Raw genomic sequence first — 26,542 nt, forward strand, 5'->3', positions numbered from 1 at the left:
CGCTCAATAGGCGCCGACGTCCGCCTCGCCTCCATTGCCGTGTAAGCAGAATTTTCGAGGCGACCGTAACAAACACGTGGCCGCGCGCGTAGGGGTTAATGGCGGATGAAATATTCGGCCCGTGAAGAGGAATGGGCAGCCTGGATGCGCGCGGCGATGGCCGGCGACACCCAGGCCTACGACCGATTCCTGAAGGCCGTGACACCATATCTCCGGTCGATCGCCCGGCGGCGGTGCGATCAGTTCGGTGCTCCGCCGAGCGAGGTCGAGGACGTGGTGCAGGAAGTTCTACTAGCAGTGCATCTCAAACGCGGAACCTGGGACGTTTCGCGCCCGATCGGCCCGTGGCTGTCGACCATTGTGCGAAACAAGCTCGTCGATAGCCTTCGCCGGCGTGGCCGACGTTCTAGCGTGCCCATAGAGGATGTCATGGAGACGCTCGAAGCGGATCATCGTGACGAGCGAGCGGACCGCGTCGATGTCGATCGCATGCTGGAGGGGCTTAGGAATCCGCAGCGCGACATCGTGCGTTCCATCTCGATCGGCGGCGCTGGTATCCGGGAGACGGCCGAGCGGCTACATATGACAGAAGGCGCCGTGCGGGTGGCGCTGCATAGGGCACTGAAAGGGCTGGCGGCCCTCTATCGGAGCGAAGCACGTGAAAACGGATGACTTGATCAACCTGCTTGCAAACGATGCGCGCGTGCGTGTCCGCTTCGGTCGCGCATTCCTGATCGCGCTGGCCGTCGGGGTGCTGGTATCCGCCGTCCTGCTGCTGTCCACGATCGGCGTCCGTTCTAACATGGAACAGGCCATTCAGACGCCACGCGTCATGTTCAAGATCGGCCTGACCCTGCTTCTTGCGATCGTCACCACAAGGGTGGCATTCAGGATCGGGAGACCGGACGCTTCAGTCCGATCAGCGGCGATGGCGCTGGCCTTACCACTCGTGATTCTTGCCGTCGGGATTTTTACCGAGCTTCTGGCAGTTCCTCAGGACGCGTGGAGACCGAGCATGATGGGGCACTTCTCGGGGTTCTGCCTGTTCTTCGTTCCGACACTTTCGATCGCCCCCCTTGCATGCATCCTGTACTCGCTCAAGCAGGGTGCTCCGAAAAACCCGGGAGCGGCGGGCGCCGTGGCAGGTCTCGCCGCGGGAGGCATCGCCGCTGCCATCTACGCTTGGCACTGCCCTGACGACAGTCCGCTATTTCTGGCAACCTGGTATTCCATCGGGATCTCGATCGCTACCATGGCCGGATTTCTTGTAGGACGGCGAATTCTTCGCTGGTGAGACTGAGATGTTCTTCGGCATCGCTTGATGTCAAACAGAACGCGTTGACAAGAACCTCCTCCGGAGTAGCATCTCATACCAGTGCCATGGTCGAACCAAGATCCGATTAAACGCATCATCGCCACAGGTTGATCCTGTCGAGGGTTGAGCAATGGGACTGTCCTGGCAACAAGGTCCGCTATCTCCAGGAGCAATTGGCCGGTTTCTTCTGCCAGAACCGCTGCCAGAGAGACTATTGTACGCCGAACGGCTCCGCCGGCGCATGCGCGTGCGCTTTGGCGGCGCCTGGATCGCCGATAGCGAAAACGTCGTCCTGCTGTTCGAACCGGGGCGTTATCCCGTGGCTTACTTTCCCGAGAGCGACATCTCTCCTGACGCCCTCCAGCGTACGGAGCATACCACTCGGCATCGCGACCTAGGGCTCACGGCTTGGTACACGGTACGGCTAGGCGACCAGAGTGCTCAGCGGGGCGCTTGGCAGCATGTCGAACTGCCAGAACACGCGAAAGAGTTGCAGCGGCGGGTGGCTTTTGCGTGGCCGGCGATGGACGCTTTCTACGAGGAAGACGAACGTATCCTCGGCCATGCCGCCGACAGTTACCATCGGATCGACATCCGACAGACGTCCCGTAAGCTGATCGTTCGTCAGGGAGACCGCATCATTGCCGACACGGAAAAGCCACTCGCGTTGTACGAGTCAGGCTTTGCGCCGCGATGGTACGTCCCACGCGCCGACGTGGACGAATCCGCCTTGACTGCTGTGGAACTCAAGACCTTCTGCCCTTACAAGGGGCTGTGCAGCTACTATGACATCGGCGACGCCAAACGGGCTGCGTGGTCTTATCGGGAGGCCTACCGCGAGGTCAACCGCATCTCCGACTTCGTGTCGTTTGAGCCCGACATCCTTTCGGTTCAGCTCGATGGGGTTCAGCTTCGTCTTGAGCCGGGTCAGTCTGTGGTTCCTCACGGGCCCGATCGCGACCTCACCGTCGATGAGGCGCTGCCTCCGCATACGCGCTCATGACAGGCGTACGCGATGCTGACCCACGTTTCGCCAAGATAAGAGGTGAGGGGAGGCTGCCAGCCGCCAAGAGAGCAAGGGTGCTATGGCTCAACTATTATCGGTAAATGTCGGACTTCCGCGCGACATCGAGTGGAAAGGCCGCACAGTACATACAGGGATATGGAAGAAGCCGGTGAACGGCCGCTGTCGGGCCGGTAAGCTGAATCTTGAAGGAGATGGGCAGGGCGATCTCGCCGGGCATGGCGGGGAGCAGCGCGCCGTTTTCGTCTATCAGATCGAATCCTATCGATATTGGCAGGAGCAGTTGAAACGGACTGACTTCGTGCACGGCGAGTTCGGCGAGAACTTCACCATCGAAGGCTTGCCCGACGATACCGTTTGCATCGGCGATCGCTATCAGATCGGAAGCGCGCTGTTTGAGGTCACTCAGCCTCGCGTCACCTGCTATCGCGTCGGTATCCGCACGAACGAGCCCCGAATGCCCGCGTTGCTGACCGGCAGTGGGCGGCCGGGATTTTACTTCCGTGTGTTGCAGGAAGGAATGGTGGGCGCCGGCGACGAGATCATCAAGGTGGGAGAAGCCAAGGAGCGCATGACCGTTGCGGAGATCAACGCGCTCCTCTATTCGCCCAACCACCCGCGCGACCAACTGAAGCGGGCGATCGCGATAGAAGCCCTTTCACCGGGATGGCGTTCCTCGTTCGAGGCCCTCTTGCAGAGCGGAACCTCTCCCGCCGAGAGTGGCAATGCTGGTCTTATACCGGCGGCTGCGGCACACCCCGTCAAATCAGGATTTCGGCGGCTGGTTGTGACATCAACCGATCAGGAATCTGCGGATGTGCTCTCGCTGACGATGAAGAACTCGGACGGCCAACCGTTGCAGATGGCGCTACCAGGTCAGTACGTCGTCCTGCGTCTGCAAGGAGCGGGCGGATCACCGCTCTATCGCAGTTATTCACTCTCTGGTTCTCCTTCAACGAAGGAATATCGCATCAGTGTCAAACTTGAGCCGAACGGAGCGGCCGGAGCCTATCTGAAGGAGCATGTCAGGGTTGGCGATGTTCTCGACGTCAGCCTGCCGCGGGGTAACTTTCTTCTACAACCCGGAGAGCGGCCAATTATACTGATCAGCGCGGGGATCGGCGCGACGCCACTGCTTGCAATGCTGCATGAGTTGGCTGGCACGCGATCGGCAAGGCAACTCATGTGGATCCATGGAGCTCGCGATCGCGAGCATCATCCCTTCGCCGGCGAGGTTCGTCGGCTCATGCGAGCGCTTCCACACGGCCGAAGTGTTATTTATCACAGCAGACCTGGACTGGACGAGAAAACGAGCGAAGATTTCGATGCGGCAGGGCACCTGTCGCTATCGGTCTTGAGAGAGATCGGCGTCCCTCAAGATGGGGATTTTTACCTATGCGGGCCTGCATCTTTCATGTCGGAGATGAAGGGGGCGCTTGCAAGCCTCGGAGTCCCGCCTACTCGGATTTACCTCGAAGTTTTCGAGGGAAGCGAACCGCTGACGCCGGGCGTCGTCCGCGCGGCAACGCGGCCTCCCCATGTTCCCGAAAACGATGCGAAAACCGGTCCGCTCGTCTCATTCGCGCGCAGCGGGATTGCCGCGCATTGGGATGGCTCGTTATATCAAAGCATTCTGGAATTGGCGGAAGCGTGTGACGCGCCGGTGCGCTGGTCCTGTCGTACCGGCGTCTGTCACAACTGCGAGAGCGGGCTCATCTCAGGCGCCGTAAGCTACATGCCCGATCCACTTGATCCACCGGCGAGTGGAAACGTTCTGATCTGCTGCTCCCGGCCGCAGAACGACGTCGTGGTCGACATTTGACGAGGTCAGACGTGGCCGCGTTCCTGCAAGATCCAGGTGTTGCCATCCGGATCGGCAAAGTCGGCAAAGCTGGCGTAGTCGCGACGCTGCGGATCCAGTCCTTCGCTCCACCCGCCTGCCCAGGCTTCCACCGGGCTCTTGTGCCGCATCTTCCCGACCGCGACACCGCGACTGATCAGCTCCCGGCGCCCGGTCTCGAGGTCATCGGTAACGAGGTAGAGATTATGCACGCGGTCAGACGAGGCTGCGGCAACCAACTGCACGGAGCATGCCGATCCGGGCGGCGTAAGCTGGACAACGCGGAACGCAGGCGAGGGGCGGTAGTCGACGTCCAGGTTGAAGCCGGCCTGCTCCGTGTAGAAGGCAAGAGCGCGATCGATATCCGTGACAGGCAGCGGAACAACCTCCAGCATAAGCATCGTTGGCCCCCAAAGCTTGCAACGAATGTTCGGCGTTGCAGTGCTCAACAGCCGTCAGTCTATCGCGAAGGTTATGATCGGTCCATTCCGAAGCCGAAGCACAATTCGGTGGCGCAACTGCCCGCATAGAGACAGGGGCCTATCTGCTAGGAGCCTGAGGCCGCACGTACAAGATCAGAGCGCAGCAAATCAATCCAAATCCGATCAGGGGAACGAACGGCGATATCAAGGCCGCGGCCACGAATATTGCGAGCGCGGCAATCGACCGGCGCCGGGCCAGGCGACGGGCCTTTTCGGGCATTTTGGTTGGATCAGCCTGAGCGAAGACTTCCCTTTCAAAGCCCAGATAAGCCACTTCGACAAATACGAAAATCGCGGCGTAAACCGCGACGGGCGCTGGGGCCAGATGTGATCGCGCCAACCAGGCAGTGGCAAACGGAAGTAGCGACACCGCGAACAGATGGACGAAGTTGATCCAAATCAACCGCGGCGTCGCATCTTGAACAAACCGCAATAGATGATGGTGGTTCACCCAGATGATCGCAACGAAGAAGTAGCTCACGCCATAGCCGATGATCGTCGGCCAGAGCGGCGCGTGAGAATCGAAACTCGAATCTTCGGGAGCTTTAAGTTCCAGGGCCATGATCGTGATGATCACCGCCATGACCGCATCCGAAAAGGCGGCAAGGCGATCGGCCGTTATCCTTTGATCATGCATGCCCTAATCCTCCCATATAAAGGCGACGAATTCATCTGTTTGTCGGATATTCTCCATGGCTTCCTAGTAAAGCCCGTCGATTGATAAACTCTCCGCGTCTCCAAGCAAAGCGCATCAGGGCAGCCAGGCAGAGCCAGTTCTGGGCTAAAAAAGAGTCGACCTTCCGAGAAGCCCGACCGCGATCGTCGTCCAGCCAAGGCATTGGACAGACAAGGCTCGCGCCGGCGCTACTTCCAACGTAGGTCCTAGTGCACGGTCTAATGCGGCGAAACTGGTGGGCCCACCCAGCCGAACAGCCAAGCAAGCAGAAACGCCAGTGCCACGGCCAAAGCTATCAATATCCACACGCCCAAGGTACGCCGTGGAGGTCTGCCGGAATATCGATCAGGATCGCTCATTGATCACTCCCGAAGTGTTCGGGAAACGGTGACCGCGCGGGCGCCACGACGAAGGGTCATTCATCGCTGGCGGTTAACAGGAAGACCGCCGCGCGGCCATGCTGATAACCGGTCAACACCGGCAGACGTTCCAGTCTGCTAGCGTACCGAAAAAAACCGGCCGGAAGGGGCGATTTGTGATGAAGAATGAGGCCGCGCGGCTCTGGTTCGAACACAAATCCCACGCCAATAGCACGGTGGGAATATACGCGGCGTCCCGTGTCTCCGCTTGAGTTCGAGCTCTACCGGATGCGCTGACGGGCCCCGGAAATGAGGTTCTCGGTTTCTCTTGAACTAACTCCCTGGATGAGAGCGACATTGCGACCCGCGCCATAGGGCATCGCGCTCCACTCAGATTATACCCATAGAGTATGAAGTTTAACTTTTTTAGTTTTGGACCAGCCAAGTCCAGAACGCTAGTTTCCATGGACCGCTAGGAGAGTAAGACAGTGACGGCTGACATCAGCATCCTTGCAATCGAAGCTATTATACTCGATTTGCCCATCGTACGCCCGCACCGCTTGTCGATGACGACCATGAATCGACAGAGCATGACGATCGTTCGGGTGCGTTGCTCGGATGGCGTCGAGGGCGTGGGGGAGGGAACCACGATTGGCGGCCTTGCCTATGGGCCAGAAAGCCCGGAAGGCATCAAGCTGACGATCGACCAGTATATCGCCCCTTGTCTAATCGGCGCCGATGCCACCCGTATTCAGCTGGCCATGAGCAAAGTCGGCAAATCGGTCAAAGGCAACAACTTTGCGAAATGCGCTGTCGAAACCGCCCTGCTCGACGCCCATGCCCGCCGCCTCAACGTTCCCTTGTCGGAACTCCTCGGAGGTCGCCAGCGCGACCGCCTGCCAGTGGCTTGGACGCTCGCTTCGGGAGACGCCGGCCGCGACGTCGCCGAAGCACAGCAGATGCTGGACCTGAAGCGGCACAAGCATTTCAAAATAAAGATCGGCCGCAAGTCGATTGACGAAGACATAGGCCATGTCGCGCAGATCAGGAAGGCTTTGACGGACAACGCGACCGTGCGTGTCGACGTCAACATGGCATGGCGCGAACGTGAAGCGATCAATGCCGTGGCCGCTCTTGCAGATGTTGGCTGCGTATTGGTGGAGCAGCCCGTATCCGGTATTGCACCCCTCGCGCGGGTTGCCCGCGCCTCCTCGATCGCCTTGATGGCCGACGAGGCCCTGGTCGGTCCGCAGAGTGCGCTCGAAGCAGCGTCGGAGCGGGCTGCGGACGTCTTCTCGATAAAGATAGAACAGGCAGGTGGACTGTTTGCGGCATGGCAGGTGATCGCAGTCGCCGCGGCGGCCGGGATCGGCATTTATGGTGGCACCATGCTCGAGGGACCCATCGGGACAATCGCAGCGGCACATCTGTTTGCGGGCGTCGAAGACTTGCAATGGGGCACGGAACTCTTCGGACCGCTACTTCTAACCGAGGAAATTCTGACCGAGCCGCTCGTTTATCGCGACTTCGAGCTTGAGTTGCCTGACGGCCCCGGTCTGGGCGTCACCCTGAACGAAGCAGCAATAGATCGGTTCAGGCGCGATGCCCAGCCGGTCCCCAATCTGCGTATGGCGAGGTGAACGCGATGCTGTTCCATGTTGAAATGACTGTCAATCTCCCGCACGACCTTCCCAAGGATGTGGCCGACAACCTCAAGGCAACAGAGAAGGCGCGGGCGCAAGAACTGCAGCGGTCGGGCAAGTGGCGTCACCTTTGGCGGATCGCCGGCCGATACGCGAATGTCAGCGTCTTCGACGTCAGCGACACCGCCGAGCTGCACGACATTCTTTCCACACTGCCGCTGTTTCCGTTCATGGCCATCGAGGTCACACCATTGTGCAGGCACCCATCGGCGATCGCAGAAGATTCAAACTGATCGAGACGACGGCCGTCAGCCCCAGGGTTGCCAGCCTGAATGAATACACGGTGGCCCCAACATTTTGTCAGGCTACCCAGCCACAGGAGGAGAAAATGGCAAAAGGTATCATCGAAAGACGTGTTATCGAGGATCTGGCAAGTCGTGCCAGCGGGCTCGACATCCAGGGCGGTGACCGGCGCCTCAAGGAGATCATGAATCGGCTTCTCGTCGATCTGTTCCAGGCCATCGATGACCTCGACATCAGCATGAATGAAGTCTGGAGTGCCGTTGGCTACCTCGGTGCGGCCGGCCGGAACAACGAACTCGGGCTCATTGCGCCGGGTATCGGACTTGAACACTTCCTCGATCTCCGACTCGACGAAGCCGAGCGCCGAGCCGGGCTTGCCGGTGGTACGCCGCGGACGATCGAAGGTCCGCTTTATATTGCCGGCGCCCCGATCTGTCACGGAACCGGGCGCCTCGACGACGGATCGGACGAGGGCGAAGTCCTGTTCATGCAGGGTCAGGTGCGCGACCAGAACGGCAAGCCGGTTCCAGGCGCGATCGTCGACGTCTGGCACGCCAATACCCGCGGGAACTACTCGCATTTTGACCCGCAGCAAGCGCCGTACAATCTTCGTCGCCGCATCGAGACCGATACCCAGGGCCGCTATCAATTCCGTACGATCATGCCGAGCGGGTATTCCACGCCTCCGGGTGGCTCGACCGAGCAGCTTCTGTCCGCGATCGGCCGCCATGGGAACCGCCCGGCGCACATCCACTTCTTCGTTGAAGCCCCAAGTTTCCGCCAGCTCACGACGCAGATCAACATCGAAGACGATCCCTACCTCTTCGACGACTTCGCTTTTGGTACACGTGACGACTTGATCCCCCCAGTCGCCCGCATCAGCGATCCGAAGCTGATGGCCGAAAAGCAGGTGCAGAACCCCTATGCGTCGATCGACTTCGATTTCGTGCTGACGCCAGCTGCGGAAGGCCTGGTCGATACGATCGTCGAACGCGAACGCGTAGTGGCCTAACGTCAGATCAATATCCATGGGAGGCGTCTGAGGAGGCGCCTTGCCAGACGCCAAAGGAGGAGAGCCATGCTCGACACGAACGCGAATGATCGCATTGAGGAAAAACTCTACAACGCTGTTGTCGACGATGCAGATGCGGGCACGTATCGGTGCCGCCGCGACATCTTCACGGACCCCGATCTATTCGAGCTCGAAATGGAGCATATCTGGGAGGGAAACTGGATTTATCTTGCTCACGAGAGCCAGATTCCGAACCCAAACGACTATCTAACCGGCTATATCGGGCGTCAGCCAATTGTGATTTCTCGGGATCGCGGCGGCATACTGCACTGCTTCCTGAATGCCTGTTCGCATCGGGGCGCCCAGATCTGCCGCCACAAGCGTGGCAACAAGGCGACGTATACTTGTCCGTTCCACGGATGGTCCTTCTCCAACACCGGCAGGCTACTGAAGGCAAAGGACCAGGATGGCGCGGGATATCCCGAACAGTTTAACAAGAACGGCTCCCACGACCTGACCAAGGTTGCCCGGTTCGAGAACTACCGCGGCTTCCTGTTCGGAAGTCTCAACGCTGACGTCTTGCCCCTCGAAACGCATCTCGGCGAGGCGCGGAAAATCATCGATATGATCGTAGACCAATCGCCCGACGGCCTCGAGGTGCTGCGCGGCAGTTCCACCTATGTCTATGACGGGAATTGGAAGTTGCAGACCGAAAACGGTGCCGATGGTTACCATGTTTCATCTGTGCATTGGAACTACGCCGCAACCACCAACCACCGCAAGGATGCGATCGCCGCTGCCGCGGGCCAGGATGTTACCCGCGCGATGGATGCCGGAAACTGGGCGAAGCAGGGCGGTGGTTTTTATTCCTTCGAGCATGGCCATCTCTTGCTCTGGACACGCTGGAGCAACCCTGAGGATCGGCCGCTGGCAGAGAAGCGTGATGAACTTACGGGGCGCTTCGGCCAAGCCTGGGCGGACTGGATGATCGACCGATCGCGAAATCTCTGCCTCTATCCAAACGTCTATCTGATGGACCAATTCTCCTCACAGATCCGGATGTATCGCCCGATCGCCGTCGATAAAACAGAGGTGACGATCTACTGCATTGCCCCGAAGGGTGAAAGTGCAGATGCGCGTGCGCGCCGCATTCGTCAGTATGAGGATTTCTTCAACGCAAGTGGCATGGCAACTCCCGATGACCTGGAGGAATTCCGATCCTGCCAGATTGGATATCAGGCGCGTCATGCGGCTTGGAATGATCTTAGCCGAGGTGCGACACATTGGATTGACGGCGCCGACGAAGGCGCGGCTTCCATCGGCTTGAAGCCATTGCTGTCCGGCGCCAAAACCGAAGACGAAGGTCTCTTCGTTATCCAGCATGGCTACTGGAGAGACGCATTGGCGAAGGCGATCGGGCGCGACCCGTCGCGCTGAATGTTGCGAGGCCAGCAGAGCCGCTCCTCGCCGTCATTTCGAAATATCCAGATTGAGCGGGCTGAGGAGCGGTCCGCCGGAGGAGATGTCATGACTATTTCACGCCAGAAGGTCGAGGAATTCCTCTATCGCGAGGCCCGTTATCTTGACGACCGCGACTGGGACAACTGGCTCGCCCTTTATGCACCGCATGTCGAATTCTGGATGCCGGCATGGGACGATGACGACAAGCTGACCGAGGATCCGGAGTCCGAAATCTCGCTGATGTATTACGCCAGCAAGCAGGGGCTTGAAGATAGGGTGTTTCGGATCCGAACGGATCGGTCGAGCGCCACAAGCCTGCCGGAACCCCGCACGGTGCATCACATCTCAAATGTCGAGATCCTGTCTCAGACCGAAGATCGCGTTGAGATCCGCTTCAACTGGATGACGCAGAGCTTCCGCTACAAGACGACCGACACACACTTTGGCACTACTTTCTATACGCTCGAAGTCGCGGGCGAAGAGATGAAGATCGCCCGAAAGAAGATCGTCCTCGTCAACGATTACATCCATCACGTCATCGACATCTATCACGTCTGAAGTCCGAGGAGGTTCCGACGATGCCCAGGATTGCCCTTAATTTCGAAGACGGCGTTACACGTTTCGTCGAATGCGTCACGAACGAACGCCTGGTCGACGCAGCGTACCGCGCGCGGCTCAATATTCCGATGGATTGTCGCGATGGCGTCTGCGGAACCTGTAAATGCCACTGCGAATCCGGCAGCTATGACATGGATTCCTATATTGATGAAGCGCTCACGGACGACGAAGCGGCGCAGGGTTTTGTGCTTGCCTGCCAGATGCGGCCGCGCAGCGATTGCGTCGTCAACATTCCAGCGACATCGGCGCTATGCAAGAGCGGGGCCCTGACCTTCGCAACCCAACTCGCCGACGTCCGCCGGCTTTCCGATACAACGATCGGCTTCACACTCGCGCTTGAGGAGCCTGACAGCCTTTCGTTTCTGCCGGGACAATACGTGAAGGTCTCGGTTCCGGGCACGGAGCAAAGCCGGGCATATTCCTTCTCCTCCCGGCTCAGTGACGGTCGTGTCGATTTCCTGGTTCGCAATATTCCAGGGGGGCTGATGTCCACCTATCTTTCGGAGCAGGCCACACCTGGCGACCAACTGACGATACACGGGCCGTCCGGCGCCTTTTATCTTCGCGACCTCAATCGCCCGGCGATGTTCCTTGCCGGGGGGACTGGCCTGGCGCCATTCCTCGCCATGCTCGACCACCTGCACGACAAGGGCGATTCAACGCCGCCCATCCGATTGCTCTACGGCGTCACCAGGGATGCCGACATGGTCGAGGTCGGCAGGCTCGAGGAGTTCGCCGCGGCACTCCCCAACTTCACCTTCGATGTCTGCGTCGCCGATGCCGCGAGCACCGCCGACCGCAAAGGCTTCGTTACCGACCATCTCGGACCGGAAGATTTTCATGGTGGCGACAGCGATGTTTATCTGTGCGGCCCGCCGCCTATGGTCGAAGCCGTGCGAAAGCACTTCGACATAATCGGCATCAAGCCGGCGTCCTTCCATTATGAAAAGTTCAATGCTTCCGAGGCAGCGTGATGAGGTCGGACCGCTTTGCCGAGAAGGTGATGGTTGTGACCGGTGCAGCCCAGGGCATCGGGCGCGAGGTGGCGGTCCGCGCCGCGGCCGAGGGCGCGCGCCTCGCACTTATCGACCGGTCTGATCACGTTCACAAGGTTGCAGGGCGCATCGAGGCCGCCGGTGGCACCGCGACCGCCATTCTGGGCAACCTGGAGAATTGGGATGGCGCCCAACGGGCCATTGCCCATGCAGAGCAACACTTCGGCCGCATCGACGTTCTCGTGAACAATGTCGGTGGGGCGATATGGATGCGGCCATTCGAGTACTTTGACGAGCGGCAGATCGAGGCGGAAATCAGGCGTTCGCTGTTTCCGACGCTATGGTGCTGTCGCGCCGTTCTGCCGTCGATGATCAAGTCGGGCCGCGGTGTCATCGTAAACGTCTCGTCGATTGCCACACGCGGGATCAATCGCGCGCCATATTCAGCGGCAAAGGGAGCCGTTAACGCCCTGACCGTTGCGCTTGCCATGGAGAATGCAGAGCGCGGAATCCGGGTGAACGCGATCGCACCAGGCGGCACCGTAGCGCCGCAACGCGTCATACCTCGCAACAGCGATGACCAGACGGAAGACGATCGGCGTTGGATGGAAGAGGTCGTGCAGCAGACGACGCAATCCAGCCTGATGAAGCGGTACGGTACGCTTGAAGAGCAGGCGAATGCGATCTTGTTTTTGGCATCGGAGGAGGCGTCCTACGTGACTGGAACCATCCTTCCAGTCGGCGGCGGCGATACCGGATAAATGCCTGAATGGAAACTTCGTTGGCCGAGGAAAATCGGTGAACGGCAAGCCAATCCAAGGGAGGAACTATTATGCAGCGGAGAATTGTCGATGTTCAGGAGGTGTTCGATGCGCACCCCTTATCGAACTACCAGAAGATCGTGATTGTACTGTGCTTTCTTGTTGCCGCTCTAGACGGCTTTGATACGGCAGCCGTGGGATTTATCGCGCCCATGCTGAAGGCTGAATGGGGCGTGTCGCCGGTTGAATTGGCCCCCCTTTTCGCCGCAGGCCTGTTCGGCCTCATGACGGGGGCATTTATCTTCGGACCGCTTTCTGACCGGATCGGCAGAAAGCCGGTACTCTTGGTAACCACCGTGTTCTTCGGCCTCGCCACCTGTGCATCGACCTTTGCCACAGATATCCAGATGCTGACGGCCATGCGCTTCATCACCGGACTTGGTCTTGGCGGGGCGATGCCGGCATCGGTGACAGTCACCGCTGAAATCAGCCCTCAGGCAAGGCGAGCCACCCTCGTGACAATGATGTTCTGCGGCTTCACCATTGGGTCGGCTGCGGCGGGACTGGCCGCTTCGCATATCATGGCCGTTTGGGGCTGGCAGGGGCTTCTTGCCCTTGGCGGCGTGCTGCCCCTCCTGCATTTCCTTCTCCTGTGGGCATTGCTGCCTGAATCGCCACGCTATCTCGCACGTCACGGTGCTGCGCCCGACAGGATCGCCGCATTGCTGAAGCGCCTGGTGCCAGCAGCCAATCTTGAACAGACGGAGTTTGCCGTTCCCGTTCGTGCCCCCGGATCGCCCGTCCGGCAGTTGTTCGGACAGGGATTGGCCATGGGCACCTTCCTGATCTGGGTGACCTTCTTCATGAGCCTGCTGGTCTTTTATTTGCTATCGAGTTGGTTGCCGCTTCTGATCACGTCCGCCGGCTTCTCCATGGGAAGCGCTTCTGCAATGGGTGCGATGCTTGCGATGGGTGGTACCATCGGCGCCATCGTGATCGGGAGAATGATGGATGCCTTCGAGCCCCACAAGGTGTTGGCCGGAGCCTACATCGTGGCTAGTCTTTTTGTTGTCATCCTCGGCCACGCCGCGACGGTGCCGTGGCTCCTCGTCGTCGCGATCTTCGGCGCCGGTTTCGGGGTCGCGGGAGCACAGGTCGGAATCAACGCGCTCGCTGCCGGCTATTACCCGACCGAAAGCCGCGGTACCGGTGTCAGTTGGGCGCATGCGGTGGGTCGTACAGGGTCCATTTTGGGATCGGTGACTGGAGGCGTCCTACTGTCGCTTGGCTGGGACCTTTCCACGGTCTTCGCCGTTGCTGCGCTACCGGCCCTGGTCGCTGCATTGGCAATGCTTGCAAAGGCGCCGCGGTCTACCCGCACAGCCGCCCAAACTTCGCCGTCGAGAGCCGAATGAACGACATGCTCATCGACCTCGACGATCTCACCATGTACCTGCGGGCAGATGGCCCGCAGGAGGCACCGGTTCTCTTGATGCTACACTCGCTTGGAACAGATCATGGGGTCTGGGATCCGCAGGCAGAGGTGCTTTCTCAATATTTCCGCGTCCTCCGCCCCGATCTGCGTGGCCATGGCAGGTCCTCCGCTACCCCAGGCCCCTACAGCATCGAGGGTCTGGCTCTGGATATATTGTCCGCGATGCATCGGCTGGGTATCAGGCGTGCGCATGTCGTCGGCCTGTCCATCGGAGGCATGGTCGCTCAGGCTCTGGCAGCGGCTGCACCTGACGTTGTCGCTTCGCTTGTGCTTTCTGACACCGCCACTTCAATTCCCCCTGCTAGTCTCTGGCGAGATCGGGCCAGGACTGTCCGTCTGTCGGGCATGACTGCGATCGTTGATGCCGTTCTTGCCCATTGGGTAACGCCGGCTTTCCTCGATGCTCCGGAAACCCGGCGGCTCAGGTCAATGCTCTTGAATACGGCACCAGAAGGATATGCAGCGGCGGCCGAAGCAATCGCCGATGCGGACCTTTCAACAAAAATTCAAGGGTTGCGAATTCCGGCGTTGATCCTCGTCGGTGACCAGGATACCGCAACCCCGATATCGAGTGCGAAGCAGCTCGCCGACAGCATTCCTGGGGCGCAGTTCAGGCTGATAAAAAACGCTTCCCACATACCGACGTTCGAACGTTCGCAAGACGTTACAAAATTGATCCAGAACTTCCTCTGTGGGCACCTGGAGACGAGGCAAGAAAGCGCCCTTGAAACAAAGTAGATCGCTGCAGTGGACAGGGAGAAGATCTGATAGGTTCGCCATCCGATTGCTTGTCCTCCACCTTGCTGTGATCGGTGCGAGATCATCCTCAGTGTGACGACGGTAAGCGAATATTTGATAGTTGCAGCCATGGCGGGTTAGCGGCGTACATCTCACTGATTAGCTGCTTGACTTGCTTGATCCTTCCATTCGCGTCGGCGCGCCGGTAGCTCATGATGATCGGGGACGTTGCGTTTTCATCCGCGATCATCCTGTAGCAGACATCATCCGGCCTCTGCCTTTGCGAGGCGGCGGGAATGATGCAGAGTCCCATGCCCGCCGCGACCATGCCCAACGCGGCCTGGATTTCTCGAACTTCCTCCACCGAAGCGGGAACGACATCCAACTCGCCAAGGAGGTTCAAGATTTCATCGGCAAAGCTTGGCCGGGGTGTCGAAGGATAGACAATCAAAGGTTCATCCTGCAGCTCGATGAGCGCGATCGGGTCCTTCGGTAGTGATTTTGCATGTCCTTTCGGCAAAGCTACGACCAGTCGCTCTTCACGAAGCGTCAGTCGCTCCACCTCGCGATCGTTGAAGCGAACCCGGCCGAAACCAACGTCGATTCGCCCATCCTTCAATGCGGTGACCTGTTCCGTCGACATCATTTCGCTGATCTCTATGTCCAGTTCCGGCCACTGAGCGCGCATGCGTCGGACAAGGTCCGGAATACCACCATAGAGCGTCGAGCCGACGCAGCCGATGACGAACCGTTCACGTTGCGACCGGCCAATCCGCTGGGTTTGTTCCTTGATATGATCGATATTGACAAGCGTCCTCGTCGCTTGTTGATAGAGAAATCGTCCTGCTTCAGTGAGAGAGAGAGGTCGTTTCGACCTATCGAGGAGATTGACGCCAAGCTCTTCCTCCAGCTGCTGAATCTGACGGCTAAGTGGTGGCTGGGCAATATGCAGTTTGTCCGCCGCGCGCGAAAAATTCTGCTCGCGGGCGACTGCAACGAAATATCGAAGCTGGCGCAGATCCACGCTACTATACCTCCTCGGTATGGAAATCGACCATTATAGTTTTGGACCGGATTTAACGCGAGAGCTAGTGTTCTTCTCCCAAGGGAAAGCGTTTTGTTTTTGTCTCAAGCGCACGTGTCGCGTCTCGAGTGGTCGCCACCTGCCAAACAAAATGCCCCGAAAGATTTGAGTAAGCGAGGGCGGCTTCGACACCGCCTGCCTAAGCAGGAGATCAGACATGGATACTGGTGAGTCGTCGGATCGTCGAGAGCTGAGTGGAGTATCAACTGACAGGGGCGCCTCCGAGGCAGCGCTCTGGAGCTGGAGTGCGGCGAAGCTCGCAACGGCAATACGTGAGCGCGAGATCAGTAGCCGTGAGGCCACGCTCAGTGCTCTTGAGCGGGTCGCTTCCGTCAATCCAAAGGTCAATGCAATTGTCGATCTCCTTGCAGATGAGGCGTTGGCTGCAGCCGATATTGCCGATCTTGCCATCAAGGAGGGAAGGGCCGTTGGCAGCTTGCATGGCGTGCCGGTGACCATAAAGATCAACGTCGACGTCAAGGGACGCCCGACGACCGAAGGCGTTGTGGCGCATAGGGACAGAATTGCGGAGGATGACAGTTCCGCGGTTCGAAACTGGCGCAAGGCGGGAGCCGTGATCATCGGCCGTACGAACACACCGGCGATGTCATTCCGTTGGTTCACTGAGAATGACCTCCATGGCCGAACGTACAATCCTTGGGATCGTCGTCTTACGCCAGGTGGTTCCAGCGGCGGCGCCGGTTCGGCAGTCGCGGTCGGAATGGGCGCGCTTGCCCACGGAACGGACATCGCCGGCTCTGTGCGTTACCCTGCATATGCGTGTGGCGTCTGCGGAATCCGACCATCATTTGGCAGGACTCCTTCCCGCAACCTTCAAGGGGGGCCTATCAGTGCAGCGCTGATGGCCGTCCAAGGTGTGCTTGGCAGGAACATCACGGACCTTCGACTTGGGCTCGAAGCTCTCTCCGCACATGATCCTGGAGACCCCTGGTGGGCGCCTGCTCCCCTTCACTGGCCCGGCTCGGCGAGCAAGCTGAAAGTCGCACTCTTCTCGCATGCGGAAGGCTACAAGCCGGCCCCATCTGTCGTTGCTGCACTCGAAAGCGCAGCCAAAGCCCTCATGGCTGCAGGCTACATCGTCGAAGAAAAGGAACCGCCGCACTTCGCGGAAGGTGCACAGCTCTGGTCTCGCCTCGTGATCAACGAGCGTCGGCAAGAGCTGAGCGTTGGCATGGAGAAATTTGGAGACGATCGTCTCCGGAATTTCGTTGGAGCATGGCTGAAGGTCACGCCGGAAGCTGACATCTACGACTTCTCACAAGCGATGAAACGCCGTGCTGCGATTGCCGCAGCCTGGGACCTTCTATTTGAGGAATATGCGGCGGTTGTCATGCCAAATTCTTGGGAGCCACCATTCCTGAACGATCGCGATCAGGGTGGGCCGGAGGCGGTGCGAGAAATCCTCCACGCACAGTCCCCGATGCTGCTTCCTGCGGTATTGGGTGTGCCGGGACTTTCAGTTCCGACTGGGGTGCTGGAGAGTGTACCGACCGGCGTTCAAATAGTTTCACGGCGATTCCGAGAGGATCTATGCTTCGCAATTGGAGAGGTGATCGAGAACGCGCACCCTATGCCGGTACCCATCGATCCCAAAGGCTAGTTCAACAAGCTACCGGGTCGCCAAACGTCGATCCGCTCAACATCGGTGCTTTGTGATGGTAGGCGGCGTTTTGATGCTCTCCCGAAACCCCGGTCCGGCGCCTGACTCGGATAAGCTTATGCCCTCATTCAAAAGGCGGAGCAGCCTTCATCTTTGGGTATAGCTGCTGCGCCTATGGCTACGTAGAGCATGAAAATGTGCAGATTTTCTAATATGGAAAGCTGATGCAGAATGACGGGTAGCATTTCGTCTCCAGCGCCAATCGAAAGGAGAGAGCTATGTCGTCAAGCCAGGTCAACAACGCGCGGCGTCAAGTCCTCGGTCTCGCTGCCGCAACGGGTGCTAGAGTAGCGGCGATAGGTGCAGTAGCGGGGATTGGTGCCCTTGGGGCGACGGTATTGGCCCAGCAGGGCAGCGGTAGCGGAAACGGGTCCAATTGCTTTCTCCGAGGCACCTCTGTTCTGACACCAACAGGCGAGGTTTGCGTCGAAAACCTTCAGATCGGCGATCTTGTCGAAACCGTGCGCGGCCAAGCCATACCGGTGAAATGGGTCGGTCGTAGTCTCTACAAGCGAAGCGGCCCATCCTGGAATCCCGATGTCGTGCCGATCCGCATTTCGCGGTATGCGCTGGATGATCGGACCCCTCACAGGGATCTCTATCTCTCCCCTGGCCATGCTCTGTTCATCGATGGCGTCCTCATCACAGTGAAGGATCTCGTCAATGGGAGCTCCGTTGCGCCGGCCCCTCCTGCCGACGGGGAGGTGATTGAATATTTCCACGTGGTGCTCGAAACCCATGAAGTGATCCTCGCCGAAGGCGCGCCCGCCGAGAGCTTCCTTCTTTGGGGCAACAATCACGAAGGCTTCACGAACTTTCCCGAATTCAGACGCCTCTATCCTGCCGGTTTTGCGATGGAGCCATTCGCACGGGTCGCCGGCTTCGAGTCCGGACGGGATCACCTGAAGGCTCTTCTGCGGCTGGGGATGCGTTCGGTTCTCCCCGGACTTGAGCCAATACCTGACGCCCGCGAACCAATCGATCGCGCTTATGAGAGAATTGCAGCCCGCGCCGAGCAATTGATGGCTTGACGCCAAACTGCTGTCCAGTTTAGCGGCCAAGCCCGAACAGCGACGCCAAGCTGCCGATGACCCCGGCAATCGGTCCGAGCGTAGCCCGTCCATCAGCAGCCACGTTGCCCACCCAGGCTCATGCGGCTCCCCCTGATCCTCCGGCGTCAAGTGCCTCAATGGGACTCGATACTGGCATCAACGCCATTTACGGTGGGTCCGGTGATTGCAGGATCCGTTCAAAGAAGGAGATATTTGTCATCGGGAACCTGACGTTCGCGATTGATTGTGTGAAGATGATCTGCAGAGCGCCAACCGGCATTGTGGCTCGTCAGCGGTCTTGACTGACGTCAGCACGGTTTGATCATCGCTGTCACACTGGAACTTATTGCGAACATAACGTTTGTAAAGCGTCAGACCAGGTACTCTCTGAGATGGATAACGCAGGATGGCCGCTCCATCGCGAGCGATCACCTGCTGAGCGGTAGCGCAGGTCGTTGAGCCGGCATTTAATCGCTCGACTGCGAACGAGGGTTCGACTGCGAACATGACCGCAAAGAGTATAAAGCTGGTCCTTTTCATCGACTTAGCTTTCCAGTGTTGAATGGGATTTCAGCAAGGCACCGTCCTCAGGAAGATGCGCAAGATCGCAAGGTCCGGCGATAGCTTAAGCAGGGTTTCGGTGCGTAACCAGGCTATCTTCCTAAAGCGCGCGCCCGCGGAATATACGGCATATCTGAAGCAAAATATCGGCCGCTGATCGGTGTAAGCGGACAAGATGGGGCTGAGAGAACGTTTAGGAACCGGAGTGTCCCGGCTGAGCACGCCGCCTCCCTGGCAACCAGCATCTGGCCAATGCATCCCACGGAGACGGCGACAAACTGTCGCTTCGATAACTTCCAGACCCATCACTATCTTTTGGTCATGCACAAAAGTTCGGTCCAAGTTGCGTTTTATATTGTGGGTTTGGTCGTAGCGATGACCGCACTGGCGTTCGCTTTGCGAATGGGACACACCCCGCCGTCGATCCACATTTAGAAATCCGAGCCATGCCTCAGCAGCCCGCTATGGTTCAGCGGCTGATGCTTTCGGCAATACCTGGCGCAGCGGGGGAGGCGGAGAAGGCGGAACCGTGTCCATTACACCGTAGCGCCGAATAACCTAATTGTTAAATGACGAGGAGGCAGTCTAGTCATCATGGCATCGGCCCTCGTATCCTCCTCCGGGGGCAAGAAGGCACCGGTTGAATTCAACGTCCCGTTTGTGGCTTCCTTCAATCGTCAGATCCAATACCGACGTCTGCCGTTTTCCGGTCGAGGTCGCGGCAGGCTCAGCCGCGACCTCGTCCGTATCAATCCTTCGCGACAACCGTCTTACGTTCCAGAGGCCTCGGCGCGCTGCTTCCGGTACTGCACGGTCGGCAACCCGCCCCAGCCCCAGTTGTCGAGATCAATCTCCTCGATCACGACATAGGTCGATTCCAAAGGCTTGTTGAGGACGTCGAGCAGAACCTGGCTGACGCCTGCGATGATGGCGGCTTTTTCTTCCGCGGTGACTGAATTTCGGTCTGAGGTCGTTCCCTCGCGGGTGACCTGTACAGTGACGATCGGCATGGCTTTCTCCTTTCGAAAGCTTTGGTTTGATAGCGTGATGCGTTGGCGCAAGCGCCTTGCGCCGCACGTGGTGGTGGTCCGGACAGAGGCTGGGCCACCACCTTGTTCAGCCTACCAGCGGCCGGCGTTCGAGCCGCCGTCGATATGAAGGATCTCGCCCGTGATGAAGTTCGCGTTCTCGAGGTAGAGGACTGCATCGACGATGTCGCGAATTTCGCCCATACGGCCGACCGGATTCAGTGCAGAGAGGAATTCGTGCTTTTCAGGCGCGTGCATCGGCGTCTTGATGATGCCGGGCGAAACAGCGTTGACACGTACACCCGTCTTCGCGAACTCGATTGCAAGCCCCTGCGTTACCGCATTCAGACCGCCCTTGGTAAGCGAGGCGAGCGCGGCCGGAACGCCGGCGATCGGCTGGTTGACGAGGCTCGTCGTGATGTTGACGATATGGCCGGAGCCCTGTTTCAACATCTCCCTGGCGGCACGCTGCGTGATATGGAAGAAGCCGGCGACATTGACGCCGATGTTGTGGTCGAAATCCTCCTGCGTGAACTCGACAAAGGGTTTCGCGAGGAAGACGCCGGCGTTGTTGACAAGCGTATCGACGCGTCCGAAGCGCTCCAGCGCTTCGCTAACGACGCGCTCCGCCGTTTCCGGGTTCACGATATCCCCGACGACCGTGTGAACGCCTTCGTCGGAACTCTGCTTGATCGACCGCGCCGTCGCAACGACACGATAGGCACGCTCGCGATATGCCCGAACCAGTCCTTCCCCAATGCCCTGGGAAGCACCGGTGATGATGGCGACCTTCTGTTGACTGCTCATGATGTGCATCCTTTCAAGTACAGCGGCTCAAATTTCGGAGCCGCCCTACGCCCTCGGCGTCGGTGCTACTGATTTAGATGCATACGATGTTCGGGAGAATTGCTGGCGATTGGCAGACAATCAACCGATTTTCGGCATAATCACAGCATTGAACCTGCTTCGGCCGCTATGCGGGCGAGTTCAACGCGGAGGCGGGGAACCGCAAAATCTATGAAGGCTCGCACCTTCGGCACGGATGTGCGGCCCTGTGGCGTGAGCAGATGGACAGGAAGCGCAGGAAACTCGTCGTCCGCAAGCACGATCTTCAACTGGCCGTCCCGAACGTACTTCGCGACGTGATAGGAATATAGCCTCGTCAGGCCAGCGCCCGCCGCGGCCGACGCTGCGGCGGCGCGCACGCTGTTCACGACATAGCGCGGCGTGAAATGGACCGTTCTCGGAATCGAAGATCCCTTCGCTGGAGTGAAGCTCCAGGACTCCAGCCCGAAGTTGCTGAACGCGACGATCTGGTGCTTGGCAAGGTCGGCCGGCTCCCCGATGCTCGGATTGCTGGCGAGGTAGCGTGGCGACGCCACGATCACACGCCTGACGTCACCGCCGATCCGGGTCGAAATATGAGACGAGTCGGTTAGGTTGCCGATGCGAAGCGCAAGGTCCACACCCTCGTCGACGAGGTTTACGAACCGATCCAGCATCAAAAACCGAACGGAGACGGTGGGATGGAGATCGAGAAAGTCGTCCAGAATGGGCCGCAGGACTTCCTCGCCCAGAATTGGGGGCGCGGAGATGGTCAACGTGCCCCGGGGCGACGCGCGCTCCCCTCCGGCAACCATGTCGGCTTCCTCGAGGTCGACGAGCACGCGCCGGCAGGCAGCAGCATAGCGCTGCCCGGCTTCGCTGAGCTTGAGACTTCGGGTGGTACGATGCAGCAGCTCGACGCCGACATGCGCCTCCAGCGAGCTCAATGCCCGGCTGATCGCGGTCGGAGAACGTCTCAGCTTGCGAGCGGCGCCTGCAAGGCTACCCTCGTCCACCGCGGTGACAAACACTTTCATTGCATCGATACGATCCATTTCCGAGCTCCGCAGACGCTGACTTGCGAACTACTCATCCCCGGATTTTCCTCCGACGTAAATATCCCTGCACTTCGCCGAGCCTAGGCTGCAGGGGGGTCGGAGCAGTTGGCGTAACGTAGAATCCGCGTTCTTTGCAGTGAAACGAAACTGTATTACAACCAGATCCATCGTCTTGGTGGCTGTCATGGATAGACTTGATGCGATGCGGATGCTGCTTGCCGTCGTGGACGCCGGGAGCATCTCCGCTGGAAGCAGAAGGCTCAATGCTCCGTTGCCCAGCGTCAGCCGCAAGGTGGCCGACTTGGAGCGGTTCCTCGGCGCAAACCTCATCGTTCGTACAAGCCGGAACCTGCAGCTTACCGACGCCGGGCGCGAATATGTCGACGCTGCACGAAAGATCATGGCTGACCTCGAGGAGGCGGAAAGGCGCGCGTCAGGGGAATATCAGACGCCGCGTGGAACCTTGACGATCACCATGCCGCTCGAGTTCGGAAACCGATATGTCCTCCCGATCGTCCTGAGCTACATGGAGAGGCACGCGGAGGTGTCATTGAACCTGTTGTCTCTCGACCGCTCGGTTCATCTGGTCAACGAGCAGGTCGACATCGCCATTCGTCTCGGCGACCTTGAGGACAGTTCCTTGTATGCTGTCAAGGCGGGCGAGTTCCGCCTGCTCACCTGCGCCAGCCCCGGATACCTAGCGAAGCGTGGGATTCCCGCACATCCTGGCGATCTGCCGGGACACGACGGGATCATCTTCAACAACCGCACGTTCTTTTGGACGTTCCAGGTTGACGGGGCTCCTGTCGAGGCCCAGCCGCGGACGCGTCTCGAGGTCAATACGGCGGCCAACTGTGTCGCCGCAGCGCTGGGTGGGGCGGGCGTAGCGCGCCTCTTTGACTACCAGATCCCGGAACACTTACGATCTGGTGACCTTGTACCGATCCTGACGGAATATGACGGGCCGCCCCGACCAATCCACATCGTCTACTCCCGACAGGGCCCGCTCGCCTTGAAGGTGCGGTCCTTCATCGACTGGGCGCTGCCGCGGCTTCGTGAAACCAGCGGCAGCTACGGGAACGCCGGCCGATCGGACGCAATGCGCTCATCTGGCTGATGCGCGCACCTCGTCGACAGTCCGCGCCGGCTTCTGAAGATGCGGGTAATGTCCCGTGTCTGTAAGAACATCGAGCCTTGCTTCAATTCTCTTGGCGAGCTCGACGCCCATGCCCTTGTCGATGTACAGATCCTTCTCGCCCCAGACTACCTTGATCGGAGTCTTCAGCTTGTCGAGGTTGGCCTCGAGGAAGTCCTGATCGCGTGTGAACTTGGCATAGTAGTGGTAGAAGGCGTCGGCTGAAGTCAGGTCGCCATGGGACCACCCACGGTTCATATCTTCCTGGATGTCTGCCGGAAGATCAAACTGCTCCTCCTTCGACAGGCCTCGCCTGTAGGCGTTCGTCAATATCTCCGCGCTGGTCTTGTTCATGTCGGCACGGGTCTGTGAGGCGGACGGCTCCGTCTTCAGGTTCTGCAGGCTCTCGTACATGTATTCCGGCCGGTTGAATGGCGCGAAGTCGCCGACGACGATGTTCTTGGCGATATCCGGCTCTTCAATCGCAAGAAGCAGCGCGGGCAGGGCACCGATGTCCGTCGCGTAGATCGTCAGCTTCGACCGATCGATGCCGGCCCTCTCGATGTAGGCCTTCAGAACGTCCGCGTAGTCCGTCGGCGCATAGGAGAATTTTTCGACCGCAGGTCTTGTGGACTGTCCAAATCCCGGCCAGTCGAAGGCGTGGACTTCAAATTCGTCGCCCAGCGCCATGGAGATGCCCTTCCAGACGAATAAGGTTTCGGGGAAGCCGTGAAGAAAGAGCACTGTTCCTTTCGGGTTCACCGAGTGGACGACCATCCTTCTCAGCGTGATGTCCTTGGTGACCTCCACGAAGCCAATTTCGGCCTTTTGGCTGGAAGACGCGGCATGTCCCGGCGATGTCGAGGTGCTGAACACCACAGCCGCCGTCAGCAAGTTCGTGATCAATTCCGTCGGCATTTGAGCATTCCTTCGATTTCGACGAACAGCATGTTGCTTTCCGCCAAAATCGAACATCACCGACCCATCCGGTAGAGCGAGAATGCGAGAGGAAGCCTCTTGAATTCGGCGAGTCCCGCCTTGGACGGGATCGAGCTAAAAGGATCGCGAAAGGAAGAATGCCATGTGAATCAAGGAGCGGTTGGTCTGGTCGATGATGCTAGAGCGGCATGCCGAAAAGCGTGCGCAGTCTTGGGCGATATCCGCTCTAGCGTTTACCGGCAGGCAGGTTCTCCTCGGCGATCTGAACAAAGGTGTTCCGCGGGAGGAGACCGGGGACGATCTTTCCGCCCACCAGCCATGCCGGAGTGCCGTGAACACCCGCCCGCCTACCGAGCATCTCCGTTTCGTTCACCAACAGATAGGCGGTCTGGTCGTCCAATGCTCGGCTCATGTCATCGACACTCACGCCGGCTCTACGCGCGCGCGCGCTCACGACGTCCTGACTGCCGATATCTTCTCTTTCGGCGAAATGGGCAGCAAAGAGCGATTTTGAAAAATCGCGGAACGCGGTCGGCTGGTTCCGCCTGACCCATTCCGCAACGGCCAGGGCCAGGCGGCTATTGGGCAGGCGCTCGGGCCAATTTAGCGGCAGGCCCGCCTCGTCGGCTTCTTTCTCGAGCCTTTCGTACATCTCTCCGCTCCGCGGACCCACGAGTTTTCCGCCAATCGGGATTTCCGGATGGATTTCAAATGCGAGATCGACGACTGCGAATCCATGATCCTCGAAAATCGCGTCGCGCGTCTGCCCGATGTAACAAAAAGGACAGATGAAATCGTACCAATGAAGAACCGTCTGAGGGTCTACTGGCTGGCCGATGATTGCGGCGATCCCGCCGGATGTCTGTGAAGGTCCTTGGTCGTTCATCGTGATCCTCTACGCGTAGCCGAGTCGAAAATAGTGTCTCGCGCAATGGAACGAGACGCAATCTACAAATTACTTGGAAAGAGCACATCGGCGCCGGCCAACATCGCCCAATCCGGACCCGACCCTGAGCAGCGGCTCTCCGTTTAATCAAAGAGCAATAACCGCCTCGATTTCTACTTTCGCGCCCTTCGGCAAGGCGTTCACCTCGTAGCATGCGCGTGCAGGATACCGTGCTGTGAAGAAACCAGCATAGATGCGATTGACGCCTGCAAAGCCGAGGTCTGCCAGGAGCACGGCCGTCTTGACAATTTTCGACGGGTCAGACCCCGCAGCCCTTGCGACCGCGGCAAGGTTTTGGGGCCTTGTTCGGGTGCTCAACCGCGTCGGCAGAGTTGAACTCACGGATGGCGGGGTCCATCGGCAATTGTCCGGAAACGAACAGCAGATCGCCAACCTTTATTGCCTGCGAACAGGGCCCGTAGCCAACACGGTCAAGCACTTCATAGGGAATACCGTCCACGGCCAAGGCTTTGACATCCTTCGCGGAGGCATCGAGTTGTTGCTGGGTACGGAAGAGCTGCAAGGTTCCTTGCATGCTATCAGGTTTACGTGGAGGTCATGACTCTAGGGTGAGTTCCATAATGTAGATTACGCGATCTGAAACATCGCGGGATAGTGCGGCAATGCCCTCCCCACTGCTGCCGCCACAGTGGGACCAGATAATCCTGCCACCAGGCAGCTTCAAAAATGTACGTATCGAACCGTGTCTGGGGGATCAGCCTGCAGCTTTATGAACTGCGCTCCTCACACAACTGGGGAATAGGGGATTTCGAGGATCTTTGGGTTACGGCAGGATCGCCCGACCTGACATAAGGCAACAGTTTCACCTTGCCGACCCGGATTACGACATAAGGAGTGATTGGTGCGATGCAGTCGTCTGGATCAACGTCCGAAAGGCAGGATATAGAGGTTGCATAGGTTGAATGCAGATGCACGACCGCTCCGGTATGCGCGCGCGTCTCATAGAAGGCTCGATGCAGAAACACCTCCTTCGATGGCTTATCGCTAGAGAGGTGGTTCCCGTTGGCATCAAGCTTGGCGATCCTGCCAGGATCGATAAAGCCGAGGCATGAATTAGTTGGCGTAATGAGGATGCCGTCGGCGACGGCGACGCTGATATCGCTGGCTGATCCGACCGAATAGCCGCGCTCGAAGAGCGACCTCGACAGCATCACGAGGTCCCCCCGATCGTTGCTTCGTTCATGGCTGAGGTCCATCCGGCTGCTTTCCTTCCATGATGGCAAGTGCACGCTCGAAGAAGTCCCGCTGGCCGAAATTGCCGGACTTTAGTGCCAGCCCCAACGATTTGGTGCCAGTGACAACAGGCACTCCGGCCGCAATTTCCGGGCCAATCGTCAACGCATTTAGTTGCAGGGCAGAGACAACCGCACCTGAGGTCTCGCCGCCTGCTACCACGAGGCGCTTCACGCCCTTGTCCACGAGGTCGCGCGCTATCGTTGCGAAGAAGCCGTCCAGCCTTGCGGCGATCGACGACGCCCTTTACACCTAGC

General features: G+C 58.9%; 25 protein-coding genes and 2 pseudogenes. 16 read left to right on the forward strand and 11 right to left on the reverse strand.

Features of this window, described 5'->3' with window-relative positions; all coding sequences use genetic code 11:
* Positions 1-105 precede the first annotated feature (105 nt).
* From ACPYOI_RS13935 to ACPYOI_RS13950, 4 genes are all read left to right on the forward strand, one after another.
* Positions 106-672, forward strand: a complete 567-nt coding sequence (locus ACPYOI_RS13935; protein WP_481418067.1) for a sigma-70 family RNA polymerase sigma factor — start codon at positions 106-108, stop codon at positions 670-672.
* Complete coding sequence (locus tag ACPYOI_RS13940) at positions 659-1,294, forward strand: NrsF family protein (RefSeq protein WP_481418068.1); 636 nt, start codon at positions 659-661, stop codon at positions 1,292-1,294. The genes ACPYOI_RS13935 and ACPYOI_RS13940 overlap by 14 nt, the downstream gene beginning before the upstream one ends.
* Before the next feature lie 235 nt (positions 1,295-1,529).
* Positions 1,530-2,318 carry a DUF427 domain-containing protein gene (locus tag ACPYOI_RS13945; RefSeq protein WP_481418069.1) on the forward strand — a complete coding sequence of 263 codons (789 nt, stop codon included), beginning with the start codon at positions 1,530-1,532 and terminating at the stop codon, positions 2,316-2,318.
* Positions 2,319-2,400: 82 nt separating this feature from the next.
* A complete protein-coding gene (locus ACPYOI_RS13950) occupies positions 2,401-4,161 on the forward strand; it encodes an MOSC domain-containing protein (protein WP_481418070.1) in 1,761 nt (586 codons plus the stop codon).
* Between the two features lie 5 nt (positions 4,162-4,166).
* Here ACPYOI_RS13950 and ACPYOI_RS13955 read toward each other — a convergent pair whose 3' ends face one another.
* Both ACPYOI_RS13955 and ACPYOI_RS13960 read right to left on the reverse strand, forming a co-directional pair.
* Positions 4,167-4,580: a VOC family protein gene (locus ACPYOI_RS13955; protein ID WP_481418071.1), complete on the reverse strand. Its 414-nt coding sequence runs from the start codon at positions 4,578-4,580 to the stop codon at positions 4,167-4,169.
* 139 nt (positions 4,581-4,719) lie between these two features.
* The gene (locus ACPYOI_RS13960; protein ID WP_481422956.1) at positions 4,720-5,298 is read right to left on the reverse strand and encodes a TMEM175 family protein; all 579 of its coding nucleotides are present in this window, start codon (positions 5,296-5,298) and stop codon (positions 4,720-4,722) included.
* An 886-nt stretch (positions 5,299-6,184) separates the two neighbouring features.
* Between ACPYOI_RS13960 and ACPYOI_RS13965 the strand changes: the two genes are divergently transcribed.
* From ACPYOI_RS13965 to pcaD, 9 genes are all read left to right on the forward strand, one after another.
* The gene (locus tag ACPYOI_RS13965) at positions 6,185-7,336 is read left to right on the forward strand and encodes a muconate/chloromuconate family cycloisomerase (protein WP_481418073.1); all 1,152 of its coding nucleotides are present in this window, start codon (positions 6,185-6,187) and stop codon (positions 7,334-7,336) included.
* Positions 7,337-7,341: 5 nt separating this feature from the next.
* The gene (gene catC, locus ACPYOI_RS13970) at positions 7,342-7,632 is read left to right on the forward strand and encodes a muconolactone Delta-isomerase (RefSeq protein ID WP_481418087.1); all 291 of its coding nucleotides are present in this window, start codon (positions 7,342-7,344) and stop codon (positions 7,630-7,632) included.
* A gap of 95 nt (positions 7,633-7,727) precedes the next feature.
* Positions 7,728-8,654, forward strand: coding sequence for a catechol 1,2-dioxygenase (gene catA, locus ACPYOI_RS13975; protein ID WP_481418074.1), 927 nt, complete (start codon positions 7,728-7,730; stop codon positions 8,652-8,654).
* 66 nt (positions 8,655-8,720) lie between these two features.
* A complete protein-coding gene (gene benA, locus ACPYOI_RS13980; RefSeq protein ID WP_481418075.1) occupies positions 8,721-10,091 on the forward strand; it encodes a benzoate 1,2-dioxygenase large subunit in 1,371 nt (456 codons plus the stop codon).
* 90 nt (positions 10,092-10,181) lie between these two features.
* A complete protein-coding gene (gene benB / locus ACPYOI_RS13985; protein ID WP_481418076.1) occupies positions 10,182-10,673 on the forward strand; it encodes a benzoate 1,2-dioxygenase small subunit in 492 nt (163 codons plus the stop codon).
* A gap of 20 nt (positions 10,674-10,693) precedes the next feature.
* Positions 10,694-11,707, forward strand: coding sequence for a benzoate 1,2-dioxygenase electron transfer component BenC (gene benC / locus ACPYOI_RS13990; RefSeq protein ID WP_481418077.1), 1,014 nt, complete (start codon positions 10,694-10,696; stop codon positions 11,705-11,707).
* Entirely contained in the window at positions 11,707-12,489 is a 783-nt protein-coding gene (gene benD, locus ACPYOI_RS13995) for a benzoate diol dehydrogenase BenD (protein WP_481422957.1), read from the forward strand. The genes benC and benD overlap by 1 nt, the downstream gene beginning before the upstream one ends.
* A gap of 71 nt (positions 12,490-12,560) precedes the next feature.
* Positions 12,561-13,904, forward strand: coding sequence for an MFS transporter (locus tag ACPYOI_RS14000; protein ID WP_481418079.1), 1,344 nt, complete (start codon positions 12,561-12,563; stop codon positions 13,902-13,904).
* Positions 13,901-14,722 carry a 3-oxoadipate enol-lactonase gene (pcaD, locus tag ACPYOI_RS14005; RefSeq protein ID WP_481418080.1) on the forward strand — a complete coding sequence of 274 codons (822 nt, stop codon included), beginning with the start codon at positions 13,901-13,903 and terminating at the stop codon, positions 14,720-14,722. The genes ACPYOI_RS14000 and pcaD overlap by 4 nt, the downstream gene beginning before the upstream one ends.
* Before the next feature lie 88 nt (positions 14,723-14,810).
* Here pcaD and ACPYOI_RS14010 read toward each other — a convergent pair whose 3' ends face one another.
* Positions 14,811-15,746: a LysR family transcriptional regulator gene (locus ACPYOI_RS14010; RefSeq protein WP_481418081.1), complete on the reverse strand. Its 936-nt coding sequence runs from the start codon at positions 15,744-15,746 to the stop codon at positions 14,811-14,813.
* 217 nt (positions 15,747-15,963) lie between these two features.
* Between ACPYOI_RS14010 and ACPYOI_RS14015 the strand changes: the two genes are divergently transcribed.
* Together ACPYOI_RS14015 and ACPYOI_RS14020 are read left to right on the forward strand one after the other, a co-directional pair.
* Positions 15,964-17,427, forward strand: a complete 1,464-nt coding sequence (locus ACPYOI_RS14015) for an amidase (protein ID WP_481418082.1) — start codon at positions 15,964-15,966, stop codon at positions 17,425-17,427.
* 278 nt (positions 17,428-17,705) lie between these two features.
* Complete coding sequence (locus ACPYOI_RS14020; RefSeq protein WP_481422958.1) at positions 17,706-18,518, forward strand: Hint domain-containing protein; 813 nt, start codon at positions 17,706-17,708, stop codon at positions 18,516-18,518.
* Positions 18,519-19,870: 1,352 nt separating this feature from the next.
* Here the strand turns inward: ACPYOI_RS14020 and ACPYOI_RS14025 are convergent.
* The 3 genes from ACPYOI_RS14025 to ACPYOI_RS14035 form a co-directional block, all read right to left on the reverse strand.
* On the reverse strand, positions 19,871-20,110 hold the full coding sequence (locus tag ACPYOI_RS14025; RefSeq protein WP_481416725.1) for a tautomerase family protein: 240 nt from the start codon (positions 20,108-20,110) through the stop codon (positions 19,871-19,873).
* Positions 20,111-20,221: 111 nt separating this feature from the next.
* Entirely contained in the window at positions 20,222-20,935 is a 714-nt protein-coding gene (locus tag ACPYOI_RS14030; RefSeq protein ID WP_481416726.1) for an SDR family NAD(P)-dependent oxidoreductase, read from the reverse strand.
* 140 nt (positions 20,936-21,075) lie between these two features.
* Positions 21,076-22,008, reverse strand: coding sequence for a LysR family transcriptional regulator (locus ACPYOI_RS14035; RefSeq protein ID WP_481416727.1), 933 nt, complete (start codon positions 22,006-22,008; stop codon positions 21,076-21,078).
* 187 nt (positions 22,009-22,195) lie between these two features.
* Here ACPYOI_RS14035 and ACPYOI_RS14040 point away from each other — a divergent pair, with 187 nt between their 5' ends.
* Positions 22,196-23,128: a LysR family transcriptional regulator gene (locus ACPYOI_RS14040; protein WP_481416728.1), complete on the forward strand. Its 933-nt coding sequence runs from the start codon at positions 22,196-22,198 to the stop codon at positions 23,126-23,128.
* On the opposite strand, the gene ACPYOI_RS14045 is transcribed toward ACPYOI_RS14040, so the two are convergent.
* The 5 genes and pseudogenes from ACPYOI_RS14045 to ACPYOI_RS14065 all read right to left on the reverse strand — a co-directional run bounded on the left by ACPYOI_RS14045 (position 23,117) and on the right by ACPYOI_RS14065 (position 26,519).
* Positions 23,117-24,064, reverse strand: a complete 948-nt coding sequence (locus ACPYOI_RS14045) for an alpha/beta fold hydrolase (protein ID WP_481416729.1) — start codon at positions 24,062-24,064, stop codon at positions 23,117-23,119. The two genes, ACPYOI_RS14040 and ACPYOI_RS14045, sit on opposite strands and share 12 nt — an antisense overlap.
* A 247-nt stretch (positions 24,065-24,311) precedes the next feature.
* Positions 24,312-24,971 carry a DsbA family oxidoreductase gene (locus ACPYOI_RS14050; RefSeq protein ID WP_481416730.1) on the reverse strand — a complete coding sequence of 220 codons (660 nt, stop codon included), beginning with the start codon at positions 24,969-24,971 and terminating at the stop codon, positions 24,312-24,314.
* A gap of 147 nt (positions 24,972-25,118) precedes the next feature.
* Positions 25,119-25,470, reverse strand: a pseudogene (locus ACPYOI_RS14055) (Rid family detoxifying hydrolase).
* A gap of 397 nt (positions 25,471-25,867) precedes the next feature.
* Positions 25,868-26,248, reverse strand: a pseudogene (locus tag ACPYOI_RS14060) (class II aldolase/adducin family protein); the annotation flags it as partial.
* Positions 26,232-26,519 carry a nucleotide-binding domain containing protein gene (locus tag ACPYOI_RS14065; RefSeq protein ID WP_481416775.1) on the reverse strand — a complete coding sequence of 96 codons (288 nt, stop codon included), beginning with the start codon at positions 26,517-26,519 and terminating at the stop codon, positions 26,232-26,234. The pseudogene ACPYOI_RS14060 and the gene ACPYOI_RS14065, both read right to left, overlap by 17 nt.
* Positions 26,520-26,542: the final 23 nt, after the last annotated feature.

Source organism: Rhizobium sp. SVR5-2C, assembly GCF_056755115.1.

Coding starts and splice junctions, on each gene's coding strand:
- ACPYOI_RS14035 (WP_481416727.1), bottom strand. CDS start 22,008: ATGGATCGTATCGATGCAATGAAAGTGTTTGTCACCGCGGTGGACGAG.
- ACPYOI_RS14050 (WP_481416730.1), bottom strand. CDS start 24,971: ATGAACGACCAAGGACCTTCACAGACATCCGGCGGGATCGCCGCAATC.
- catC (WP_481418087.1), top strand. CDS start 7,342: ATGCTGTTCCATGTTGAAATGACTGTCAATCTCCCGCACGACCTTCCC.
- catA (WP_481418074.1), top strand. CDS start 7,728: ATGGCAAAAGGTATCATCGAAAGACGTGTTATCGAGGATCTGGCAAGT.
- ACPYOI_RS14045 (WP_481416729.1), bottom strand. CDS start 24,064: ATGCCGACGGAATTGATCACGAACTTGCTGACGGCGGCTGTGGTGTTC.
- ACPYOI_RS13935 (WP_481418067.1), top strand. CDS start 106: ATGAAATATTCGGCCCGTGAAGAGGAATGGGCAGCCTGGATGCGCGCG.
- ACPYOI_RS14030 (WP_481416726.1), bottom strand. CDS start 20,935: ATGAGCAGTCAACAGAAGGTCGCCATCATCACCGGTGCTTCCCAGGGC.
- ACPYOI_RS14000 (WP_481418079.1), top strand. CDS start 12,561: ATGCAGCGGAGAATTGTCGATGTTCAGGAGGTGTTCGATGCGCACCCC.
- benC (WP_481418077.1), top strand. CDS start 10,694: ATGCCCAGGATTGCCCTTAATTTCGAAGACGGCGTTACACGTTTCGTC.
- benA (WP_481418075.1), top strand. CDS start 8,721: ATGCTCGACACGAACGCGAATGATCGCATTGAGGAAAAACTCTACAAC.
- ACPYOI_RS14020 (WP_481422958.1), top strand. CDS start 17,706: ATGTCGTCAAGCCAGGTCAACAACGCGCGGCGTCAAGTCCTCGGTCTC.
- ACPYOI_RS13950 (WP_481418070.1), top strand. CDS start 2,401: ATGGCTCAACTATTATCGGTAAATGTCGGACTTCCGCGCGACATCGAG.
- pcaD (WP_481418080.1), top strand. CDS start 13,901: ATGAACGACATGCTCATCGACCTCGACGATCTCACCATGTACCTGCGG.
- benB (WP_481418076.1), top strand. CDS start 10,182: ATGACTATTTCACGCCAGAAGGTCGAGGAATTCCTCTATCGCGAGGCC.
- benD (WP_481422957.1), top strand. CDS start 11,707: ATGAGGTCGGACCGCTTTGCCGAGAAGGTGATGGTTGTGACCGGTGCA.
- ACPYOI_RS14015 (WP_481418082.1), top strand. CDS start 15,964: ATGGATACTGGTGAGTCGTCGGATCGTCGAGAGCTGAGTGGAGTATCA.
- ACPYOI_RS14040 (WP_481416728.1), top strand. CDS start 22,196: ATGGATAGACTTGATGCGATGCGGATGCTGCTTGCCGTCGTGGACGCC.
- ACPYOI_RS14025 (WP_481416725.1), bottom strand. CDS start 20,110: ATGCCGATCGTCACTGTACAGGTCACCCGCGAGGGAACGACCTCAGAC.
- ACPYOI_RS13955 (WP_481418071.1), bottom strand. CDS start 4,580: ATGCTTATGCTGGAGGTTGTTCCGCTGCCTGTCACGGATATCGATCGC.
- ACPYOI_RS13960 (WP_481422956.1), bottom strand. CDS start 5,298: ATGCATGATCAAAGGATAACGGCCGATCGCCTTGCCGCCTTTTCGGAT.